This is a genomic window from Dolichospermum circinale AWQC131C (assembly GCF_000426905.1).
GTDB classification, from domain to species: Bacteria; Cyanobacteriota; Cyanobacteriia; order Cyanobacteriales; family Nostocaceae; genus Dolichospermum; species Dolichospermum circinale.
The window spans coordinates 36,058-57,743 of record NZ_KE384588.1 but is presented as its reverse complement, the minus strand read 5'-3'; the positions used below and the strand labels follow the sequence as shown (position 1 = coordinate 57,743).

Below are 21,686 nucleotides of genomic sequence, written 5' to 3'. Positions count from 1 at the left end.
ATCGCTACTTTTCACTAGGTTAGAAAAATGGTTGTGTATTCATACGATTAAATTTACTCAAGCGAAGATTGAAGTCTTTAATCAAATATGAATACTATAGCAATCCTAAATTAGTTATCAAAGAAGTCGGTGATCTGCTACATATAATTCAATACAGCATAAATTTAACTTTGAACCTCGGTTTTTTCTTAATTTATAAGTGTAAATTATAGATATTTGGAAAATAGTTTAAATATTAATATCATCGAAAAATTAACAGAACTTCATATTTATATTTTCTTAATATTTTATTGAGAATTATTTCTATTTATCAACGATCTTGCAATAGTTTCGGCGATTTGGTAAAATTTCAAAATCTAGGCGTAGTATGTCAATTTTTTAAAATTGCAGGAAGTAGAATCTGGAAATGCTTTATTTACAGGTATTTGAGAAATAGGGAAAGTGAGGACGGGGAAAATATTCAGGAGTGATAGAGAATCTTTCGGACAAATTTAGAAATACCTTGATGTACTTTTGTAAAGCAAAGTCAAGGGTGGGTTGACAAAATAGACAGTTTATGATATGGCGATTAGCAAAAATATTTTCTAATTTATCGTATAATAATATTATTTATATTCTTCAATTGACAATTAATAATCGTCCTTTACATTTACAGGTATCAAGACGAGAATCTGATATGTTAACTATTATTACTTTATATGAGCCTGAGCAAACAGAATGGATTAATTATTCCCAAAAGAGGTTATAATGCTAAGTTGTCATATTTGTGGTTCAGATAAATTTACTGAAGAATTAGTTAATGAAACTTTTGAAATCGAAGGTAAACTAATGTTAGTTGAGGGTATTCCCGCTAAAGTTTGTTCTCGTTGTGGGGAAGTAACATTTAGTAGTGAAACTGCTGAAAATATTCGTTTAATGTTGAATAGTAATCAAAAATCCCAGAGAAAAATTGAGATTGATGTTTTTGCTTTTTCTGCTTAATTGATAGTTTGAGTATTTGTCAGTGGATTATATTCAGCTATAATTGTATTCTTATCTATTTGAGGTCAAACAATGAAAGCTTTTGAAGTCATGGGAAAATTTGATGAAAAAGGTCAATTATTATTAGATAAACCTTTAGAAATTCATGCACTTAAACAAGTCAGAGTCATTATCCTTGTACCAGATGAAACTGAATCTGATTCTGATGATACCTCTGTGATGGAAATTAAAGCAAGTTTAAAAACAGCATTACAAGAAGCGAAAGCAGGAAAAAGAATACCTTTAGAAAAAATGTGGGAAGGAATTGATGCAGAATGATTCTTTTTTAATTAATATTGATTTAACTCCTGAATATCAATTGTGGTATTTTTTAAATAAAATAAATGAAGTATTTAACACTAAAACAGAAGCAAGATTTAGTAGAAATAGCTGACAGTTACCCTAATTTACAATGTGTTCAATGTGCTTTAGCTATAAAAAACTATTTACAACTGGCAAGAATCCCAGGTAAACTAATTAAAATTAATACACAAGCAGATTTAGATTATCGTAATTGTTTTTTTATGATGATAGTATTGGAGGTGATGCTATTTCAGAAACAGGATACCATGAAGGAATTATAGTTATAATAGATGGGATGGAAATTGTTTTTGACAATCATCATCCTCAAGGAATAGCAAAAGTAGAATGGTTAGGTAATTTTCAATTTTTTGGTAAGATTCATTTAGGACAAGAATTAATAGTTACTGAAGAAAACTTTTAAGAAATATTCAGGAGAATTGAGGAGAAGATTATGCTAGATGTAACTACCACTAATGGTAATAAAAATAGTCAAGAATATCTCTATGACTTATTAACCAAAATTAAACAACGCCCAGGAATGTATTTAGGAAAAGTATCTATAACTCGGTTAAAAATGTTATTAATGGGGTATAGTATGTCCAGAGGTGAGTTAGGTTTACAACTAACACAACAGGAAAAACAATTTGCTCAATTTCAGAAATGGATACAAGGGAAATATCAAATTAATTCTGCTGAAGGTTGGGAAAGTATTATTTTGTCTCAAGTAGAGGATGAAAAATTAGCTTTTGATTTATTTTTTCAGTTGTGGGAACAGTTTAAGAATCAAGTTACAAGTATTGATCATGTTGTCAAAATTTGATATCAATGTTGGGTTTCGTTTCCTCAACCCAACCTACTTGCTAAATTGCAGAAAGTCAGTGATATTAATATGGGGCATTTTCTTTGCTGGCAATAACAGCAAAACCTAAGCGCGATGATGGTATTCCAGGAGTACAATCACCAGTCTCCACTATGCATTTCCGAATCATAATTGGTGTATCTACAACTTTCACCGAAACATTATAATCTCCCAAATTTTGTGTACTATTTTCTGTCATCATTTTTACTATTTCCTCAGCACCTAAATTGATTGCTGTTTGAGAAGCAAAAGCAGTCATAAAAGTGACTTCAGTTCTTAGTTTTTCTGTCATTTGACGGATAAGCTCTTGACTGTATCCTCCCCCGGTAAAAACGGATGCAATGATTCCTAAAACAGAATTTTTTACTGATGCCCAATTTACAAAAGATTCTGAAGAAAAGTAAACTATTGAATTTGGATGATTAGCTATTATGTTGTTTTTAGTGTCATGGTAAGTATCACGATTTTCATCTTTAATTAGAGGTGGTGTATAACTAAAACTCGTTACCAAACTACTCAAACTAGGTGTTTCTCCATTGAGAATATTAGTAATTGCACTTGCATCTAGTTTGTAATTACCAAGACTGCCTTGACCACAATTAAAGACTGGTTTTTGTTCTGAAGTTGATATGTTATAGGTATAATCATATTTGCAGGTAGTTGACGCACTCTCAGATACAACTTTTTCTGGTGTGATTATCCTTTCTTCCATTTCTACATAGGGAACTTTCTCTTTTCGATAATTAGTAAAAGGAACTGGTACATCTTTGCAAACTTTAAATCTACCACGTCCTATACATTTTTCCTCCTTTCGGACATCAGGATAAGGAACTTTTACCCAGCGATATTTATCCACAGGTACTTTTTTTCTTACTTCAGAAGTTGTCACTTTCCAAGTATGTTTAGCTCGAACTTTAGCCACCAAAAATATCGTATTACTCAGTAAGTTATATTCAAGTTTTTCAATCTCATTTTCACCTTGATTACCTATTTGGACTCGATTGATAGCGGATGAAATACTATTCGCTTGAGATTGCCATTTACTAGCAATGGAATCCAAGTTAGGAATACAATTCAACATTTTTTGGTCAACTGGCTTGAGTAAGTTAATCGTTTGAGGCTTGCTAGTCATAGGATCTTTGACACAAGCCTCAAGATTATACGCTTTCGCTGACTGAGATAATCCCAACAGGCTAAAAATAGTGAATGCGGAAATCAGTGGGAATTTCATAGTTTTCAGGTGTGTTATCAATATTGGCTTCCTTCTAAGCCCTATTCTAAGTCGAAATACTATCTTAAAATATCTTAATTTATCTGTATTTATGTAAATAATTATAATACTTAGAATCTTATATTATCTTGCTATATCTTACAATAATAAGATATAATCTCCGAAATCCTCACTATTATTAAACTATATGAATGTAACAGAAATTTTACAATTGGCAGATCGTTTGATATTGAAACAAGAAGCAAGACACCTAGATGAGATTGAAGAACTAATAATTAAGGGAACTTGGGAAAATAAAACTTATCGGGAAATTTCTGAGGAATGTAATCTTGGTGAAAGTCGAGTAAGAAATATTGGTTCTAAGTTATGGAATATTTTATCTGAATCCTTAGCAACGTCTATTAATAAAGATAATTTTCGCTCTATTTTTAAAAGATTGAAAAATATCGAATCATATCAAAATATTTGCATAGGTGATAATTTTCATTTTTCACAAATACTATATAACTTACCTGCAAATAATCAAATAAACGATATAAATACCCAATCTAAATTATCTCATCACGATTTAACTCTAGCACCCCAAATCATCAAGTTTCATAACAGAGAAACTGAACTACAAACGCTTAACCATTGGATATTAAACCAAACTACTAATTTAATCTCCATCTTAGGATTATCCGGTATTGGTAAAACCACCCTCGTTAAAAGATTTATAGACTTACATCAACAAAAGTTTGAAGTTATTATTTGGAGAAGTTTAAAATTTCCCAAATCCCTAAATTTACTAATTAACGACTTATTAAATACTTGTCAACAAGAACCCAAAGAAACTATAAATGATAAATTAAAACAACTATTTGATATTTTCACAGATAAAAAATGTTTAATAATCCTTGATGATGTACAAAATATCTTTACTCCTCATCAATTCGCGGGAAAATATCAACCAGAATATCAAGACTATCAAACCTTATTCAAAATGATTACAGAAACCCAACATCAAAGTAATGTCATCTTAATCAGTCAAGAACAATGTCCAGAAATGGAATCTTTAGATGAAGAATTATATCCTATTAAGTCTTTAGAATTATCAGGACTAGAAAATATAGATATTCTCAAAAATACCGGATTAAAAGATGAAGATACTTGGTTAAATTTAATGATATTATATACAGGTCATCCATTGTTTCTAAAAACTATTACCATCTCAATTAAAAAGATTTTTAATGGTAAAGTTAGTGAATTTTTAGCAGAAAATGAATTAGTAATTACTCAAGAAATGCAATCTTTATTTAGCCAAATATTTAACAATATATCACCCATTGAACAACAGATTATTTTAGCATTGAGTAAATGTAATCAACCCGTATCTAGAGAATATCTAAAAATTACCTTAGAATTATCTTCTACTAATTTTATTAATGGGTTAGAATCTCTACAAAAAAGGTATTTAATTCAGAAAATTACAGGGGATAACATATTGTTTGATTTATCTCCTATTTTCAGGGAATATGTCAGAAATTTTTGTCAAGATTACAGGACTTAAGCAAAATATTCCTCAAACCCTCATTTCTCTGTGTTCTCTGTGCCTCTGTGGTTCGTTATTCAGTGAATCGTGCGTAAGTCCTAGATTAGTCAAAATTAATTTATAGCTGTTTAGATAATGTTTGGTGAATAAATCTGCAAATATCTTGATTGAAAAATTGTAATTTAAACCTACATCATACCAGCTTTTAAAATCTGATTTGCAGTTAAATTTAATTCAGGAAAAGTTTGAGAAATAACCTGTTCATCATCTCTAAATCTACTGATTTGATATTCTCCATCTACCAAATTACAAACAGAAATAGTAGGTTGTTTAGGATTACCAATAAAATTACGTCCTCCTAAAGCTGCATAATCTATAATCCAATATTCAGCAATACCCATTTCCTCATAATCAGCATACTTTAAATGGTAATCATCACGCCAATTAGTGGAAACAATTTCGATGATTAATGGTATGGAAGCCCCATTACTAATAACTGATTGTTTTTTCCATAATTGTTCATTAGCTAAATTAGCACGATTTAAAACCAACAAATCAGGAAAATAACCAGAATCTTTACCTTCTGGTCTAACTATAACTTGATTAGGTATCACATAAGGAAGATTTAACCCATCAATTTTAGCACTAATTTTGATAGTTAAAAACCCTTTAAGTTCTTCATGATCTCCCACTGGTTGCGCCATTTTAACAATTTCTCCATGATGTAATTCATAACGTATATCGGAATTGTCAGGAAGCGAGTTAACAAATTCCTCGAAGGTAACAATTTTAGTTAAGGTTTGAATCATGACTTTGAACAATTATTAATGATGAAAACATTATAACAGCCGTCAGCAGTCAGTTTTTTTATTTTAAGCTGATAGCTGATAGCTGATAGCTACTTTACTAACCGTATAAAATTCTTCTTACCCACCTGTAACACTTTACCATATAAATCATCAGGCTGAGAAAAACTTAAATCCGCATCAGTAATCTTATCACCATCTATCCTCACTCCACCCTCCTGAATTTTCCTTTTACCTTCGGCGGTACTTTTACATAAACCAGTAGCACCCAAAACAAAGGCTAATTTCGCAGGAAATTGAGGAATAGTAGCCACAGAATACTCCGGTAATGCTCCCTCCCGTCCACCACTTTTAGCAGCCTCTCTAGCCTCATTAGCTGCCGCTTCACCGTGATATTGACGCACCACTTCCCAGGCTAAATACTCCTGGCGATCGCGTGGGTTTTGTGGCAAACTATCTAAAGGTAGATCTGTCAGCAATTCAAAATACTGTGAGAGTAAATTATCTGGTACACCTTGGAGTTTTTGATACTTTTGTGAAGGATGTTCACCCAAACCAACATAATTACCTAAAGACTTCGACATTTTTTGTACACCATCAGTCCCAATCAAAATTGGTAATAACAGTCCAAACTGCGGTTTTAAACCAAAATGACGTTGTAGATCTCGACCGACAGCGATGTTAAATTTTTGATCAGTTCCCCCTAATTCTACATCTGCTTCCACAGCCACAGAATCATAACCTTGCATCAGTGGATACAGGAACTCATGGAGAAAAATAGGACTTTCTTGTTTATAACGTTCTGCAAAACCTTCCTTAGCTAACATTTGTCCTACAGTCATGGTAGAAAGTAGCTCTAAAGTTTTTCCTAAATCCATCTGGGAAAGCCATTGAGAGTTATAACGTACCTCCAACCGACCAGGAGTATCAAAATCTAAAATAGGACGTACCTGGTCAAGGTAAGTTTGAGCATTTCGTGTCACATCAGCCTCCGTTAGCTGACGACGCACCTCAGATTTACCAGTAGGATCACCAATTCGCGCCGTAAAATCCCCAATAATCAGTACCGCCGTATGACCAGCATCTTGAAAAGCCCGCAATTTCCGCACAGGTATACTATGACCAAGATGAATATCTGCCCCCGTAGGGTCAATACCTAGTTTAATTCTTAAAGGACGGTCAGAATTAAGTAACCGTTTTTCCAGACTTTCCGTGTCATGATCATCGTTATGGGGTTGAGGAAAAATTTCTGCCACACCACGATGCAACCAAGAGAAATTTTGCGTCATACTAAGAAATTCGCCATTAAATATACTTTCGACTGTAAAAGTTAGGGTTGTCATCCCTGCTCTGTTTTGCCAGATTACTATAATTACAAAAAATTAACCGTCTTTTGCCATTTAATGAATTACATTTAAATTTACCAGTGAGGAAGTGAGATAGCCGTGTCATCCAGGACTTTTGATAACAAACAACCACAACAGCAGGATTCATCTGAATTTGAGTTTTTTAAAGGAGTCGGTCAGATAACTGGGGGTACTCTCCTATTTATAACACTCCTGTCAAGCTCCATTATAGCGGGGACACTAGTTGGTTTAGCCATTAGTTTCCGTAATTTACCAGATGTTAGACAAATTAAAAACTTTTTTCCTTCAGAAACAACTTACATATACGATATAAAAGGTAAACTTTTAACCAGTATCCACGGAGAAGCCAACCGAGAAGTAGTACCATTGGATAGAATTTCCCCCAACCTGAAACGCGCAGTTTTGGCCAGTGAAGATGGTCACTTTTACGATCATCATGGGATTAATCCTAGTGGAGTTGGCCGTGCTGTGGTAGTCAACATGGTAGCAGGTGGTGTCAAAGAAGGTGGTTCTACCATCACCATGCAATTGGTGAAAAACCTGTTTTTGTCCCAAAAACGGGCTTTTACGCGGAAATTAGCCGAGGCTGTACTAGCAATTCGTTTAGAGCAAATTCTCAGTAAAGACGAGATTCTAGAAATGTACCTCAATCAAGTTTATTGGGGTCATAACAACTACGGTGTGCAAACAGCAGCCCGCAGTTATTTTAACAAATCAGCAGAATATTTAACTTTAGGTGAATCAGCCATGATGGCTGGTTTAATCCAAGCACCAGAAGAGTTTAGCCCTTTTGCCAGCATGAAAATGGCCAAACAGAAACAAAAAGAAGTTTTGGGGCGGATGATAGAGTTAAATTGGATTACCCAAAAAGAAAAGGATGATGCCTTAAAAGAAGAAATTAAACTTGGTAAAATCAGGTCTTTTCAAGGTAGCGCCCTACCTTATGTTACCGATACAGTAGCCCAAGAGTTGCGGAAAAAATTTGGCCGGGATGCCCTACTCAAAGGAGGAATGCGCGTACAAACTACTGTTGATGCTAAATTCCAAGCCATGGCCGAAGAAACCATTAAAGAATGGCACCAAAAGCTTCAGTCCCAAGGGTTATCTAAGAATCAAATGGCCTTGGTAGCAATTGATCCTCGGACGCATTTTGTTAAAGCTCTAGTTGGTGGTGTAGATTATAAAACCAGTGAATTTAATCGAGCTACCCAAGCGCAACGTCAACCAGGTTCTTCATTTAAGCCTTTTGTTTACTATGCTGCCTTTGCTACTGGTAAATATGCACCGAATACCACAGTCATAGATGCTCCAGTCAGCTACCAAGATGGTAATGGTTGGTACTATCCAAAAAACTATGATGGTAGTTTTGCTGGAGCTATGTCAATTCGCGCAGCCTTAGCTACTTCTCGGAACATCCCAGTGATTAAACTTGGTAAAGCGGTGGGAATGAATAAAGTCATTGAAACCTGCCGGACTTTAGGTATTATGAGTCCAATGGAACCCGTTACCTCTCTGCCTTTAGGTGCTATTGGTGTCACTCCTCTAGAAATTGCTAGTGCTTATGCTACCTTTGCTAATTATGGTTGGCAATCACCACCTACCGTAATTGTCCGCATTACAGATAGTGCTGGTAATGTCATTCTCGATAATACACCTAAACCTAAACAAGTTCTCGATTCTTGGGCATCAGCGGCAACTATTGATATTATGACTTCGGTAATTACTGAAGGTACGGGTAAAAATGCCGCCATAAATAGACCAGCGGCGGGGAAAACCGGAACTACATCCTCAGAAAAGGATATTTGGTTTGTGGGTACTGTGCCGCAACTAACTACTGCGGTTTGGGTAGGTAGGGACGACAACAGACAACTAGCACGTGGGGCAACTGGTGGGGTAATGGTAGCCCCTATTTGGCGCGATTTTATGGTAAAAGCACTTAAAGATGTGCCTGTAGAGAAGTTTAAGTCTCCCTCTCAGTTCCCACGTCCTAAGTCAAATTAATAGGTTAGTTGACAGTTGACAGTTGACAGTTGACAGTTGACAGTGGTGATGGGAAATTATTGTTACCTATTACCCATTACCCATTACCCATTACCCATTACCCATTACCTAAATGGTCATTTTGTTTTTTCCAAATCCGCTTTCATCCTTTCTAATGTGACATTCATTTGCTCAAACATTTGTTGTGGAGTTACACCAAACTGACCTAATTGAGTTTTTAGCTGCTGTATAGTCATTTGGGCCATGAAATCCTCTGATAGCTCAAAACGCTTCATAAAGACGCGATATCTGTCCATCATAGATTCCATTTGCTCAATAAACAATTTCTTGCCCTCACGGTCAAATTTACCATAGCTGTTGCCAAGTTGAATGAGTGCTTGATACTCTTCAAACAACTGCTTGGCCTCTTGCTGCACTATTTCCGAGTCGAAGAATCCCATTTTCTTTAATTTAAATGATTACTATTAGTCCAGTAGCTGGAAATTTTGGCTTTACACCTTAATTTTAGTGTAGAAGATTCATATATAAAAACTAGGTTGGTTAAGGTAGGGTTTTTTACCGAAATTTCACTACTTGTTTTCTGAGCTTTGGAAGTAACTTGACAAATTATCCCACAAATTATATTAGGATGAGATGATGTTAATTAAGGAAAAAAATCGGATTATTGCGGCTATTTTAGCTTTTTCTGGGACAATAACGATTCCAGGCTTGCATAAGTTCTACTTGGGGCAACCACTTTGGGGAATAGTGTATGTTTTATTATCTTGGACACCTATTCCCAAGATAGCTAGTGCTATTGAGTGGGTTTGGTATTTAACTCAAGATCAAGAGACTTTTGATCGTCATTTTAATTTGGGTAAAAGTCAAAGTCAGGTAATGCCGCCAGGGAGTAATCAAGTAGAATCAGTAGCTAATGCTGTGCGGGAGTTGGACGCGCTTCGTCAAGAAGGATTAATTTCTGAGTACGAGTTTGAGCAAAAACGCCGCCAGATGTTAGATCAGATTTAGATAGGCTGTAGTGGGATAAATAATCTTCCAGACAAGTAGAGATAAATCCTAAATGTTTCAACTTAGGATTTTTGAAGATATGACCATGACTACAAATAGAAAAGAGTTAAATTCATACTTTAACACCTTCCAATTCCTGATCAGTTAAATCATACAACTTCCGTAATTGATCTAATTTATCACCATCAGCTTGCCATAAACCGCGTCCTGACGCTTCCAACATTCTGCCCAAAATATTTTTAAAAGCTTCAGGATTTGCTGTACGTAATTTTTCCGCCATTTCTGGGTCTAAAGCATAAGTATCCGCAGCTTGATCATAAACCCAATCATCTTGAAAATCAGCAGTTCCACCCCAACCAATTAAAGCCGTCATGCGTTGAGAAATTTCAAAAGCGCCACCAGAACCTTGATTAGCCATTGCGTCAGCCCATTTAGGATTTAATAACTTAGTTCTGTATTCCATGCGCAATAAATCATCTAAATTGCGGGGTGTAGTATCCTGAGAAAAACTTTCCACAAAACTGGCTTGTACCTTTTTACCACTTTGTTTTTCAGCTGCCTTTTTCAAACCCCCCGTATTGGCATAATATTCCTGAATATCAGTTAAACCATATTCTACCGAATCTATTTCTTGAACAATGCGATCGCTAGTTTTTAATAATGTTTGTAATACCTCTGGTCTAGCTTGTCCCTTATCATTTCTGCCATAACTAAAGACATTGCGACTTTCCCAAGTATTCCCCAAATCTTCTCCAGATTCCCAATTACCATCAACCACCCTATCATTAACCAAAGAACCGAAATCACCGGCAGGATTAGAGAACAATCTAGCCGAATAATTTTCCACACCTTGAGCTTTTAAAGCCAAAGCGTGTTTTCTAATAAAATTCATATCTTCTGGTTCATCAATTTCCGCAGCCCGTTGAAACAAATCATCTAATAATTCAATGATATTCACAAAACTATCCCGAAAAATACCCGATAGATTTGCTAACACATCAATACGAGGATGTCCAACTTGATCTAGAGGTTTTAAATCATATCTAACAATTCTTCCAGTTCCCTCCTTCACAGGTTCAGCGCCCACCAACTCCAAGAGAATCCCCAAAGATTCACCCTTAGTTTTAATAGCATCCAAACCCCATAATAAAACCGCCACAGTTTCAGGATATTTCTTATTTTCATCCAAAGATTGAGAAATAATTTTTTTAGCAATTTCCTTACCCCTTTCAAAAGCGGCTGGAGAAGGCATTCTATAAGGATCTAAAGCGTGAATATTCCTTCCAGTTGGTAAAACACCAGCACCATCTCGTAACAAATCCCCACCGGGTGCGGGAAGAATAAACTCACCATTTAAACCCCTTAAAAGATTAGTCAACTCATCAGTAGATTGATTTAATAACCTTGTAATTTCCTCCTCCTCTCCGTGTTCTCTGTGCCTCTGTGGTTCGTTTCCAAAATAAGCATCCAAATAACCAGTTAACTCCTCCTGATTTGGTGCTGCACCTAGAGTATGTAAACCAGAAGAGAAAAGACGATTTTCCAGAACTTGCAAATACTCATATAACTTCACCAAATAATGATCAAAAGCGTGATTACTGAACATTCTCACATTTTCCGGTGTAAAAGGAATCCCCAAGCTTTTCGCATCATCAAAAGGACAATCCACCTCCAAACCGGTATCAAGAATTTTCTTACAAATTCCTTCCTTTAACAGATAATTCTTGGCTGGATCTTCGCGGTATTCTGCAATTAAATCCCGTAAATTTACCAACTCCTTATATAAACCAGCGCGTCCATAGGGAGGGACATTATGAGAGATTAACACCCCATAACCGCGACGTTTAGCTAATATTGATTCTGAAGGATTATTTGCTGCGTAGATATAGAGATTTGGCAGATTTCCTAAAAGAATATCAGACCAGGAATAGCCAGTATTTCCTAAAGGTGAACCTGGCAACCATTCTACAGTTCCGTGCATTCCAAAATGGACAACAGCATCAGCTTGAAAATCATTTTGTAACCATTTATAATAAGCGGCATATTGAGGGTGGGGGGTGAGGTCTCTTTCAAACATTAACCGCATGGGATCACCTTGAATACCCAAAGGAGGCTGAACACCTATCCACACATTTCCTAATTGCACACCACCAATATTAAACTCATCACCATAAGTTTTAATGCCACTACCGGTGAGGTATTTCCATTGTTTTTCTATGCGAGATGTCAACAGATAGCCTAACCATTTTTCTAATGTTCTAGCATTGACGGTATTTTTATTTTGTAGAGACGTTTCATGAAACGTCTCTACATCCATGGGATTAATTTCATCTGCTGCTTTAATTTGTCGAATTAATTCTTCTCCGTCTTCGGGAATATCACCAACTGTATAACCTTGTGCTTTGAGTGCATTTAGTAATTTAATTAAACTGCGGGGAACGTTTAATAATGCAGCAGTTCCCACCGCACCATAACCGGGGGGGAAACCATATAAAATAATGGCAATTTTTCGCTGAGAAATAGGTTTTTGTCCCAGGGAAACCCAGCTTTTGACTCTATTAGTTAAACGCTGTATTCTTTCAGGAATCAAATAAATTTGTTCACCGACTAAACCACCCAGGGGAATTGTATCAATTGCACCATCTAATTCTGGTAAGGCATATAAGACAACGCTTTGCAAACCGCCCACACCTTGGCGCGTCCAAGAATAAATATCTTGAATTAATAACGGTGCTGCGACGATATAAGGGACATTTTTGGCTGCCAGAATGCGTTTAGCTACTTCCACCTGTCTTCCCGCTTCCATAGAACCCGCAGGACCACCAACCAGGGGAAAACCGATGGTAGAAACTATGGCATTAATTTTTACCGCTTCTGAGGAAAGGGAAGGGGTTTCCAGATTACCTTGTTGACGCTGTTGGGTTTCGTAGTCGCTGGTCATCCAATCTCTGACGGCTACGTGACCTTCTACACCGTTGATAAAGATGGGTAGGGGAATTAACCCGGTTTTTTCAAAATGGCGTATCAGTTGGGGAATATAGGGCAGTTTGGTGATGACGTGCTTTCTGTAAAGTAGAATACCAATAACAGGCTTTGTGGGGTGGGCATCTTGCCCGCCTTTCTTATGTGGTTGAGACACTCGCCCTACAAGATACCATTGTAAATACTCACGGGGTGAGGTAAAAAAACCTGGATAGTCAGGATGTAATAAGCCCATGTTGGGAGTTTCCGTGGGTGGTGGTATATCTCCAACCTTTAAATCTAAATATTTTTCCGCAATTGTCCAAAATAGGGAAGCGACATTTTCTGAACCGCCGGCGTTCCAGTAACCATAGATAATTAACCAGTTGCGTAGGTCTTGGACTTTTTGGACTGGGATAAATTTTAATAACTTAGGTCCGATTTTCAGGAAACTGATATAACCAGCAAGTTTGTCTTCTTCTTTACCATTAGTGAATTTATCAAGAATGAATTTAATCGGTTTAGGCATTCCTTTGGGTTTGTCACCGATAGCAAATGCACCGATTTTTGTTAAACTAATTAATTCTAGCGCTGACTCGAAAATGAGACGAATGGGAATATGAGCGATACGCTCCCGCAACCACATAACTTGGTCATAATCAAAGATTAAACTACCAAAGAACACATCTGCATTTTTAAGTGCTGTTTCTACTTCGGTGCTGTTTGTGGTAATGTTGCGATCGCTAAAAACTCGAATATCCAAATCTGGACAGCGAGAACTAGCTAAACTAGCCGCTGTTCGGTACAAGTCCGCGTTAAAGGATTCAAATCCAGCAATTAAGACAATGCGTTTCATCATGCTTTGGCTACGAAATATTTCTTTACCTTAATCTTAAACATTTTTGGGGATTAATGGGGGAATCTCTGCCTAGAGATTAAAATCATATCTATGCTTTTCGGAAATAGATTAACAAGTAGTGGATCATTAAAATACCAGTAAAGTTACTCAAGGAGATACAAATGAAATACGGCATTGATATTGGTCACAACTGCCCTCCTGATAGTGGTGCAACCGGCATAAGATCAGAAGATAGGTTAACAATGGAAGTGGGTAATAAGGTGATAGCTAAATTAGAAAGTTTAGGACATACAGTCATTCCTTGTAAACCCAATAGCGCCAGTACAGTAAATCGTTCTTTAGGTGGCCGCTGTGATAAAGCCAATAGTAACCGAGTAGATTTTTTTGTATCTATTCATTTTAATGCTTTTAATGGTAAAGCCAATGGGACTGAAGTATTTGCGATTAGCGACAGTGGCAGAAAAGTTGCCCAAAAAGTATTAGATGAAATTGTCAAATTAGGCTTTTTTAATCGTGGTGTTAAAAGTGGTTCACACTTGTATGTTCTCAGAAGAACAAATATGCCGGGCATCCTGATAGAATGCTGCTTCATTGATTCTGCCAAAGATATGCAAATATATGATGGTGAAGCCATGGCCAACGCCATAGTTGCTGGCTTAACAGGTAAAGTAACAAATACACCTGTCAATCCTGTTCCTAATGTACCTGAAAATCCTGTTCCTAACTTACCCGCAAATCCTGTTATAGACCAAGGAAGCAATAAAGACAAGAGCATTCTCAGACTGCAACAGAGTTTAAATCGTCTGAAAATTACAGATAAAAATAATCGCCCCTTAACAGAAGATAATGGCATGGGACCGGCGACATCTTCAGCAACAGAAAAATTCCAGAGAATTGTAGGAGTTTTAGCAACAGGGATAGCAGGTAATACCACCTGGGATGCTATTAATCTAATATTAGCTAAACGGGTGATTCAAGGAACTCATGCCAGTGGTGTAATTATTAGATATTTGCAATATCGTGTAGGTGCTGATCCTGATGGTATTTATGGACCAAAAACAGAAGCAGCCATCAAGAAATTTCAACAGCAAAACGGTTTAACTGCTGATGGTATTGTTGGGGCAATGACTTGGCAGAAATTGATAGATTAGTATCAACTTTTTATAGATTCCCGACCTCTTTAAAAAGTTGGGAATCTGAGTTTTTACCTGCTGGCAATTCTCTGGCCTTCGTTTCCTGAACATTCCTGCATAGTTCATCCTTTCGTGACTTGTACGTAAGTCCGATAACTCCTGAATTATCTAAAATAGACTGTATTTTTTGAACCAAGTTGAGTTAGAATGTAATATCCTAAAATATAGAAATATAGATTTATTCATCATCAGCGAGAAATCCGCACCCAAAATCAGGTAAGCGTCGCGCTAGGATGTAATACATTAACGGCATCATCTCAGACTATCAGTTAATTATGGAAAATTCCCCCATCAAGGCAGTTCAAGCTTCTTATTACGGTGACAGTTCCTTCCGCACACCGCCGCCAGATTTGCCTTCTCTACTGTTAAAAGAGCGAATTGTCTATCTGGGAATGCCTTTAGTTTCAGCAGACGAATACAAGCGTCAAATGGGTGTTGATGTAACGAAGCTGATTATTGCTCAGTTACTCTATCTGAAATTTGACAACCCAGACAAGCCCATCTTCTTTTACATCAATTCTACGGGTACATCTTGGTACACAGGTGATGCCATTGGTTACGAGACGGAAGCCTTTGCCATTTGTGATACCATTAATTATATCAAAACCCCCGTACATACAATTTGCATTGGTCAAGCTTTGGGAACAGCAGCGTTGATTCTATCAGCCGGGACTAAAGGCCATAGAGCTAGTTTACCTCATGCCACTATTGTCCTCAATCAACCCCGCAGTGGCACAAGGGGTCAAGCAACAGATATTCAAATTTACGCTAAGGAAGTGTTAGCAAACAAAACAGCTATCCTGGATATTTTCTCGAAAAATACTGGACAGCCCCCCGAAAAAATTGCCAAGGATACTGAGCGAATGTTTTATTTAACTCCCCAACAAGCTAAAGAATACGGATTAATTGACCGTGTTTTAGAAAGCATGAAGGATCTACCCAAACCCCTACCAGTAATTGCTTAACTTATTTACAATCATCCCTTATTTCTTCTAATTATCCATGATGCCTGTTGATTCAGCACTTCGAGTACCTTATAACATTCCTGGTAGTAATCAGTGGCAATGGGTTAGTATTGGTCAACGCATGGCTCAGGAACGCATTCTTTTCTTGAACCAGCCACTTACTACCAATGTGGCCAATTCCCTCGTTTCCTCAATACTGTATCTGGAGTCAGAGGATCAAACTAAACCCATCTATCTTTATATCAATTCTCTCGGTGATCCTGTCCTAGCTGGTATGGATGAAACCGCTGGTATGATGTCAATTAAGGCTTGTTTGGCAATCTATGACACAATACAGTACATTAAGTCAGAAATTGTCACTATTTGCTTAGGTCAAGCCGTGGGTATGGCGGCCTTAATTTTATCATCAGGAAGGAAAGGCAAAAGATTTAGTTTACCTCATGCGAATATCGCCCTGACTCAGTTTAGTGTGGCTACTCGGGGTCAAGCAACCGATATTCAAGTTAACGCTGAAGAAGTTTTGCTGAAAAAATCGGTGATTATTGATATTTTTTGCCAAAATACGGGACAAACAGCCGAAAAAATCTCGAAAGATAGTGAACGTATTTTCTATATGACTCCCCAGGAAGCACAGGAATACGGAATAATTGATCGGGTGCTGGAAAGTACCAAGAATTTAGCAAAATCTCTGCCGGTTTGATCTCCATTCACAATTACGGAAAATCTACAGTTCTATCTTCATAGTCTCTACTAAAATTGTCCTATGCCTATTGGTATTCCCAAAGTTCCCTATCGTCTCCCTGGTAGCACCTACGAACAATGGATCGATCTCGAAGATCGTCTATTTCGGGAGCGAATTATTTTCTTGACAGAGGAAGTAGATGATGGTATTGCTAATGCCATTGTCGCTTACTTACTCTATTTAGATTCCGAGGATCAGAGTAAGCCAATTTATTTGTATATCAATTCTCCCGGTGGTTCTGTAACAGCAGGTTTGGCGATTTACGACACAATGCAGCACATCAAATCTGAGGTAGTGACAATTTGTGTCGGTTTGGCTGCGTCCATGGGATCTTTTCTTTTGGCTGCGGGAACTAAAGGTAAACGCATGGCTTTACCTCACTCCCGGATTATGATTCATCAACCTTCCGGTGGTACTCGTGGACAAGCTTCTGATATCGAAATCGAAGCTAGAGAGATTTTACGGCTACGTCACCAATTAAATCAAATTTATGTTGATAACACTGGTCAAACTTTAGAGAAAATTGAGAAAGATATGAATCGTGACTTTTTTATGTCTGCTCAAGAAGCTCAGGAATATGGTTTAATTGATCGGGTGATTGAAGAACGTATTTAGGGCTTGCTGATAGCGTAGCGTGGCGTTAGCCATATAAAGCTAAAACCGTTTATTCATAGGGGTTTTGAGGATTTTCCGAACAAAAAAGGGCAAGGTTTTGGCAAATGGAGTCTCAAAACAGTTGCATTTTTCCTTCTCGGATATGGGAAATTGAGGATATCCAGATAGCTGAAACTGTTCCCTGTTCCCTGTTCCTTGTTCCCTCCCCTCACAGACAACTTTTTCAGCAAACTTTATTTAGATAGTAGAAAATAATTCAAAATTCAAGATGTAAAGTTCATTTGAATTTTGAATTTTGAATTTTGAATTGGAGTTAAGCCAACATGGATCTTCAAGATTGCTATCGTTTATTGGGTTTAAGGTCGGGAGCTTCTTTTGCGGATGTGAAAGCGTCCTATCGCCGATTGGTACAGCAATATCATCCTGATATTAATCCAGATGATCTCAAAGCAAAAGATAAATTTATTGCGGTGAATGAGGCTTATAAATTCCTGCAAATGATCTTATCACCGGAGGAAATTAAGCCACAGTCTCATGGCCTGAAAACTCAGGTTTCTGGTTTTTCAGAAGTGAAAACGCAGGTAACAACAGCAAATATCAAAGTTACATCTCACCCAGCAAATTTGGAGGATATCGAACAACGGTTAAAATGGAAGACTTATGAACAATTACAGCGGTTTTTACAAGCAAGACGTTTCCCCCAAGCGATCGCTTTAGCGGAGGCTTTACTGGCACGTTTACCAGCAGATGTAGAAGTACGTCAATGGTTAGCGATCGCTTATCAAATCTGGGGACGAGCTTTAATTACAGAAAAACAGTTCCCAAAAGCCAGAATTTATCTGAAAAAAGCCTTAAAAACCGACCCAGACAATAAAGCTTTATGGTCTGAAGTTCAGCAGGATTTTCAGCGTTTGGGAGTTTAGGTAATGGCCATGGAAAAATTATATGTCTAAATCTGTGATTACTATCACCGTTAAGTTATTTGCTGCTTATCAAGAAGCCTATGGAGTCTCTGAATTGATCTGGGATTTTCCTGATGGTACAATAGTTAAGTCGGTATGCGATCGCTTAATTACTGAACATCCAGAACTGACCCAGTGGAGTCAAATAACTCGCTTTGGCGTTAATTTTCAATTTGTGGAAGCAGATACAATTTTACAAAATGGTGACGAAGTGGTTTTAATTCCCCCAGTCAATGGTGGGTGAAACAAAATCATATTATTATTCATTATTATTCATTAATATTCAATTATTCAGAAGTGTTGAATGTTAAGATTTTGATGATCTTGTCCAAGTTATGCACAAGTTATGCAGTGGCATTGGTGATACCAAATTTGAGCAGTTAATGACTCTATTCTCAATAGACAAGGGATCTTACCAGGGTAAAACATAAAGATTGTAAAGTTTTATTGCAGGATTCAACAGTTCTGACTATTAATTAGGACTTACGCACAAGTCACGGAATAATGAACCACGAAGGAACGAAGAAAACGAAGAAAAGAGGGTTTGAGAGATATTTTGCGTAAGTCCTGTTAATATTACAATACAGCGTATATAAAACAATAGGTTTCCAAGTTATAAGTTTTAAATCATTTTTATTGGCTATGATAAATTGCTGGTATCAGAGATAGAAAAAACCTTGAATAAACACTTTTCTCTAGCTTCGTTTTTCCAGTTTCCTACCATTGCAGAGATTTCTCAGTCAATCAGTGAACCTTTAACCGATTTAACAAAGAGTAAATTTACCACCAAGCTTGCTCCCAAAGATTATCAAAAATTATTAGCTAATGTTTTGGGTCGCAACGGATTACGCCCTAGCGAAAACTCGCTAATGGTATCTCTCAGTTCTCAAAAAAATAAAAAATCTTTTTTCTTTTGTGCAAATGGTATAGGTGAAGCATATCCTTTAAATAAATATCTGGGAAAAGAATACTCTTTTTATTTTTTAGAATCAGGTTATATAATAGAAAATAGGAGCACAGAAAAGAATATTAAAGCGATTGCCTTGCATCATCTACAGGACATTTTAACTATTCAACCTGAAGGCGAATATTTCTTAGCAGGTTACTCTTTTGGATGCTTAGTCGCCTATGAGATAGCCAAACAACTTGAAGAAAAAGGGAAAAAAGTCGCTTTTTTGGGCATACTTGATATGTATAGAAATAATTCTAGACTTAAGCATTTTTTGGACCTTAATACAAGAATGAAAAATTTAACTACGTTAATTATCACTAGAAATTTTGGTCAAATTGTTACTAAGTGTCAAAAAATAGTTAATAGTTTTACATTAAAGTTGCAAATAAAGTTGAAGTTATTAACTGATTTAGTTATCCAGAAAGAGATTGATAAAACTGATAATAGTATTGATTCCATGGCTGAGTCCATGTATATTTTAGATAATACTTTAGAGCAATATAAAATGGATGGATATCATGGTAAAATTACTCTATTTCTCGCAGAAGGACGGATAAACTCAAATCCAGTTGAAAAACTAATCTTTCTTTTATTTCATGGTTATGGTTGGACTAGGGAATCTCTATCTCAAATCTATAAAGTATCTGGTAATCATCACTCCATGATTCAAGAACCTCATGTAAAGCTATTAGCAGAAAAATTAACAGTTTGTATAGATAAGGCTTTGGGAGATTCTGAGATTTAGTACCAGAATCTAGCAAAACAATCCTATAGTATGGTGGTTTTGAGATCAAGGAGTAGTGTAAAAAAATGATTATGATCAGGTTTGTTTTTACGGCTATTTTGCTGATATTAGTCACAGCCTGTACTAGTATTGCCTTATTACCAACACCAGAATTAGTGCAAAAAGCGATCGCATTCCAGCTAGAACAAACCCAACAGCAACTTAACCAACAGCTAGATTTAAACTTGGAAAAATTTGATATTCAGCGGATATCTATTACTCAACAACAACCGTTGACCATTGAGAACTTACCAGCTTACCGGGTACAGGGAAATTATGACTTGACAGTGAAATTGCCAAAACGCAGTTTTAAACAAGTGCAAAAACCCTTTGAGGTTTATCTACAAATTCAGAAAGAAGGTAAAAGTTGGCGGTTATTAATACCAGAAAAAAACTCTCAATATCCTCAAATAAAAGGCAAAAGTTACTTAATTCTTTAGTCATTTCCATTCAAGTGAGGTACAAGCAGTAATAATTAAACGCAGATAAACGCAGATAAACGCAGATAATTTTGTACTTCATTAGACTGGGAAAGGCTATAATTAGGTATTGGCAGTTTTCAAGATTGCCTGTATATTATATTTCAATATTGCATCTCCAAAAGGATTTTATGGTAATTGAAAAACCGCAATGGTTTAAAACGGCTTTCCAAATCAAAGGTTCAGTAATTACTGCTATTTACCAACGGGTGATTTTAACTGGGGCTTTCGGAGTATTAGTTTCTATACTTTATTATAGTAAAGTCCCGGTTTCCCAACCCATTTTAGCTAGTGTTATTCCCAGTATAGTCTTAGGTTTATTATTAGTATTTCGGACAAATACAGCTTATGAACGTTTTTGGGAAGGGAGAAAATGCTGGGGTTCAATGGCTAATACTATCCGCAATTTAGCCCGACAAATCTGGGTATGTGTTGATGAAAAAGAACCAGAAGATAAAGATAATAAAATTGATGCTTTAAATTTACTTGTGTCCTTTGCAGTAGCGACAAAATTGCATTTACGAGGTGAACCTATCAATAGTGATTTAGAAGCATTAATACCCGAATCTAAATATATCAAATTAAAGATTATGAATAATCCTCCTTTAGAAATTGCTTTTTGGATTAGTGATTATTTACAACAGCAGTATAATCGTAATTGTCTCAATAGTTATCAAATGGCTTCTTTGCAAGAATTGTTGAATATTTTGGTAGATAATTTAGGTGCGTGTGAACGAATTTTAAAAACACCCATGCCCCTTGCTTATGCTATTCACCTCAAACAATTATTGTTTTTATACTGCTTCCTTTTGCCATTTCAAATAGTAGAGAGTTTGGGTTGGTGGACTGGGTTAATTTCTGCTTTAGTCAGTTTTACCTTATTCGGTATTGAAGCCATTGGTTTAGAAATTGAAAACCCCTTTGGTTATGATGAAAATGACTTACCTTTAGACGCAATTTGCCAAACCATGAAACGGAATATTGATGATATCATCAGCTTAACTCCTAGTGTGCAAAAATTATAATCAGATCGGAAACTGCTGTAATT

22 protein-coding genes are annotated in these 21,686 nt (G+C 36.4%); 17 read left to right on the top strand and 5 right to left on the bottom strand.

The window, feature by feature from the left end; all coding sequences use genetic code 11:
• The first annotated feature begins 747 nt into the window (after positions 1-747).
• The 5 genes from ACIR131C_RS0101465 (at position 748) to ACIR131C_RS0101445 (ending at position 2,143) form a co-directional block, all read left to right on the top strand.
• A complete protein-coding gene (locus ACIR131C_RS0101465; RefSeq protein ID WP_028088778.1) occupies positions 748-981 on the top strand; it encodes a YgiT-type zinc finger protein in 234 nt (77 codons plus the stop codon).
• A gap of 72 nt (positions 982-1,053) precedes the next feature.
• Positions 1,054-1,299 carry a type II toxin-antitoxin system RelN family antitoxin gene (locus ACIR131C_RS0101460; RefSeq protein WP_028088777.1) on the top strand — a complete coding sequence of 82 codons (246 nt, stop codon included), beginning with the start codon at positions 1,054-1,056 and terminating at the stop codon, positions 1,297-1,299.
• A gap of 65 nt (positions 1,300-1,364) precedes the next feature.
• The gene (locus ACIR131C_RS27055) at positions 1,365-1,604 is read left to right on the top strand and encodes a papain fold toxin domain-containing protein (protein ID WP_028088776.1); all 240 of its coding nucleotides are present in this window, start codon (positions 1,365-1,367) and stop codon (positions 1,602-1,604) included.
• Complete coding sequence (locus tag ACIR131C_RS27050) at positions 1,535-1,744, top strand: papain fold toxin domain-containing protein (protein WP_081677142.1); 210 nt, start codon at positions 1,535-1,537, stop codon at positions 1,742-1,744. The genes ACIR131C_RS27055 and ACIR131C_RS27050 overlap by 70 nt, the downstream gene beginning before the upstream one ends.
• A gap of 30 nt (positions 1,745-1,774) precedes the next feature.
• Positions 1,775-2,143: a hypothetical protein gene (locus tag ACIR131C_RS0101445; protein ID WP_028088775.1), complete on the top strand. Its 369-nt coding sequence runs from the start codon at positions 1,775-1,777 to the stop codon at positions 2,141-2,143.
• Between the two features lie 64 nt (positions 2,144-2,207).
• Here ACIR131C_RS0101445 and ACIR131C_RS0101440 read toward each other — a convergent pair whose 3' ends face one another.
• A complete protein-coding gene (locus ACIR131C_RS0101440; RefSeq protein ID WP_028088774.1) occupies positions 2,208-3,413 on the bottom strand; it encodes a hypothetical protein in 1,206 nt (401 codons plus the stop codon).
• Positions 3,414-3,600: 187 nt separating this feature from the next.
• Here ACIR131C_RS0101440 and ACIR131C_RS0101435 point away from each other — a divergent pair, with 187 nt between their 5' ends.
• A complete protein-coding gene (locus ACIR131C_RS0101435) occupies positions 3,601-4,962 on the top strand; it encodes a helix-turn-helix domain-containing protein (RefSeq protein ID WP_028088773.1) in 1,362 nt (453 codons plus the stop codon).
• Positions 4,963-5,132: 170 nt separating this feature from the next.
• On the opposite strand, the gene ACIR131C_RS0101430 is transcribed toward ACIR131C_RS0101435, so the two are convergent.
• Both ACIR131C_RS0101430 and tyrS read right to left on the bottom strand, forming a co-directional pair.
• Positions 5,133-5,753, bottom strand: a complete 621-nt coding sequence (locus tag ACIR131C_RS0101430; RefSeq protein WP_028088772.1) for a Uma2 family endonuclease — start codon at positions 5,751-5,753, stop codon at positions 5,133-5,135.
• An 89-nt stretch (positions 5,754-5,842) separates the two neighbouring features.
• On the bottom strand, positions 5,843-7,039 hold the full coding sequence (gene tyrS / locus ACIR131C_RS0101425; protein ID WP_028088771.1) for a tyrosine--tRNA ligase: 1,197 nt from the start codon (positions 7,037-7,039) through the stop codon (positions 5,843-5,845).
• 156 nt (positions 7,040-7,195) lie between these two features.
• On the opposite strand from tyrS, the gene ACIR131C_RS0101420 reads away from it, so the two are divergent.
• Positions 7,196-9,118 carry a transglycosylase domain-containing protein gene (locus ACIR131C_RS0101420; protein ID WP_028088770.1) on the top strand — a complete coding sequence of 641 codons (1,923 nt, stop codon included), beginning with the start codon at positions 7,196-7,198 and terminating at the stop codon, positions 9,116-9,118.
• Between the two features lie 116 nt (positions 9,119-9,234).
• Here ACIR131C_RS0101420 and ACIR131C_RS0101415 read toward each other — a convergent pair whose 3' ends face one another.
• Entirely contained in the window at positions 9,235-9,558 is a 324-nt protein-coding gene (locus ACIR131C_RS0101415) for a DUF1825 family protein (RefSeq protein ID WP_028083917.1), read from the bottom strand.
• A 196-nt stretch (positions 9,559-9,754) separates the two neighbouring features.
• On the opposite strand from ACIR131C_RS0101415, the gene ACIR131C_RS0101410 reads away from it, so the two are divergent.
• A complete protein-coding gene (locus tag ACIR131C_RS0101410) occupies positions 9,755-10,126 on the top strand; it encodes an NINE protein (protein ID WP_028088769.1) in 372 nt (123 codons plus the stop codon).
• A 112-nt stretch (positions 10,127-10,238) separates the two neighbouring features.
• Here the strand turns inward: ACIR131C_RS0101410 and bchH are convergent, their stop codons facing one another.
• Positions 10,239-13,943: a magnesium chelatase subunit H gene (bchH, locus tag ACIR131C_RS0101405; protein WP_028088768.1), complete on the bottom strand. Its 3,705-nt coding sequence runs from the start codon at positions 13,941-13,943 to the stop codon at positions 10,239-10,241.
• 164 nt (positions 13,944-14,107) lie between these two features.
• On the opposite strand from bchH, the gene ACIR131C_RS0101400 reads away from it, so the two are divergent.
• The 9 genes from ACIR131C_RS0101400 to ACIR131C_RS0101360 all read left to right on the top strand — a co-directional run bounded on the left by ACIR131C_RS0101400 (position 14,108) and on the right by ACIR131C_RS0101360 (position 21,663).
• Positions 14,108-15,097, top strand: coding sequence for an N-acetylmuramoyl-L-alanine amidase (locus ACIR131C_RS0101400; protein WP_028088767.1), 990 nt, complete (start codon positions 14,108-14,110; stop codon positions 15,095-15,097).
• 317 nt (positions 15,098-15,414) lie between these two features.
• Positions 15,415-16,104: an ATP-dependent Clp protease proteolytic subunit gene (locus tag ACIR131C_RS0101395; RefSeq protein WP_028083913.1), complete on the top strand. Its 690-nt coding sequence runs from the start codon at positions 15,415-15,417 to the stop codon at positions 16,102-16,104.
• A gap of 40 nt (positions 16,105-16,144) precedes the next feature.
• Positions 16,145-16,804, top strand: a complete 660-nt coding sequence (locus ACIR131C_RS0101390; protein ID WP_028083912.1) for an ATP-dependent Clp protease proteolytic subunit — start codon at positions 16,145-16,147, stop codon at positions 16,802-16,804.
• 63 nt (positions 16,805-16,867) lie between these two features.
• The gene (locus ACIR131C_RS0101385; RefSeq protein WP_028088766.1) at positions 16,868-17,461 is read left to right on the top strand and encodes an ATP-dependent Clp protease proteolytic subunit; all 594 of its coding nucleotides are present in this window, start codon (positions 16,868-16,870) and stop codon (positions 17,459-17,461) included.
• Between the two features lie 323 nt (positions 17,462-17,784).
• Positions 17,785-18,384 (top strand): J domain-containing protein, encoded by a 600-nt coding sequence (locus tag ACIR131C_RS0101380; protein ID WP_028088765.1) that lies wholly within the window; start codon positions 17,785-17,787, stop codon positions 18,382-18,384.
• A 22-nt stretch (positions 18,385-18,406) separates the two neighbouring features.
• Positions 18,407-18,667, top strand: coding sequence for a MoaD/ThiS family protein (locus ACIR131C_RS0101375; RefSeq protein ID WP_028088764.1), 261 nt, complete (start codon positions 18,407-18,409; stop codon positions 18,665-18,667).
• A gap of 433 nt (positions 18,668-19,100) precedes the next feature.
• The gene (locus tag ACIR131C_RS0101370) at positions 19,101-20,120 is read left to right on the top strand and encodes a thioesterase domain-containing protein (RefSeq protein ID WP_028088763.1); all 1,020 of its coding nucleotides are present in this window, start codon (positions 19,101-19,103) and stop codon (positions 20,118-20,120) included.
• A gap of 71 nt (positions 20,121-20,191) precedes the next feature.
• Positions 20,192-20,599, top strand: a complete 408-nt coding sequence (locus tag ACIR131C_RS0101365; protein WP_028088762.1) for a hypothetical protein — start codon at positions 20,192-20,194, stop codon at positions 20,597-20,599.
• A gap of 170 nt (positions 20,600-20,769) precedes the next feature.
• Positions 20,770-21,663 (top strand): bestrophin family protein, encoded by an 894-nt coding sequence (locus tag ACIR131C_RS0101360; protein WP_028088761.1) that lies wholly within the window; start codon positions 20,770-20,772, stop codon positions 21,661-21,663.
• Positions 21,664-21,686: the final 23 nt, after the last annotated feature.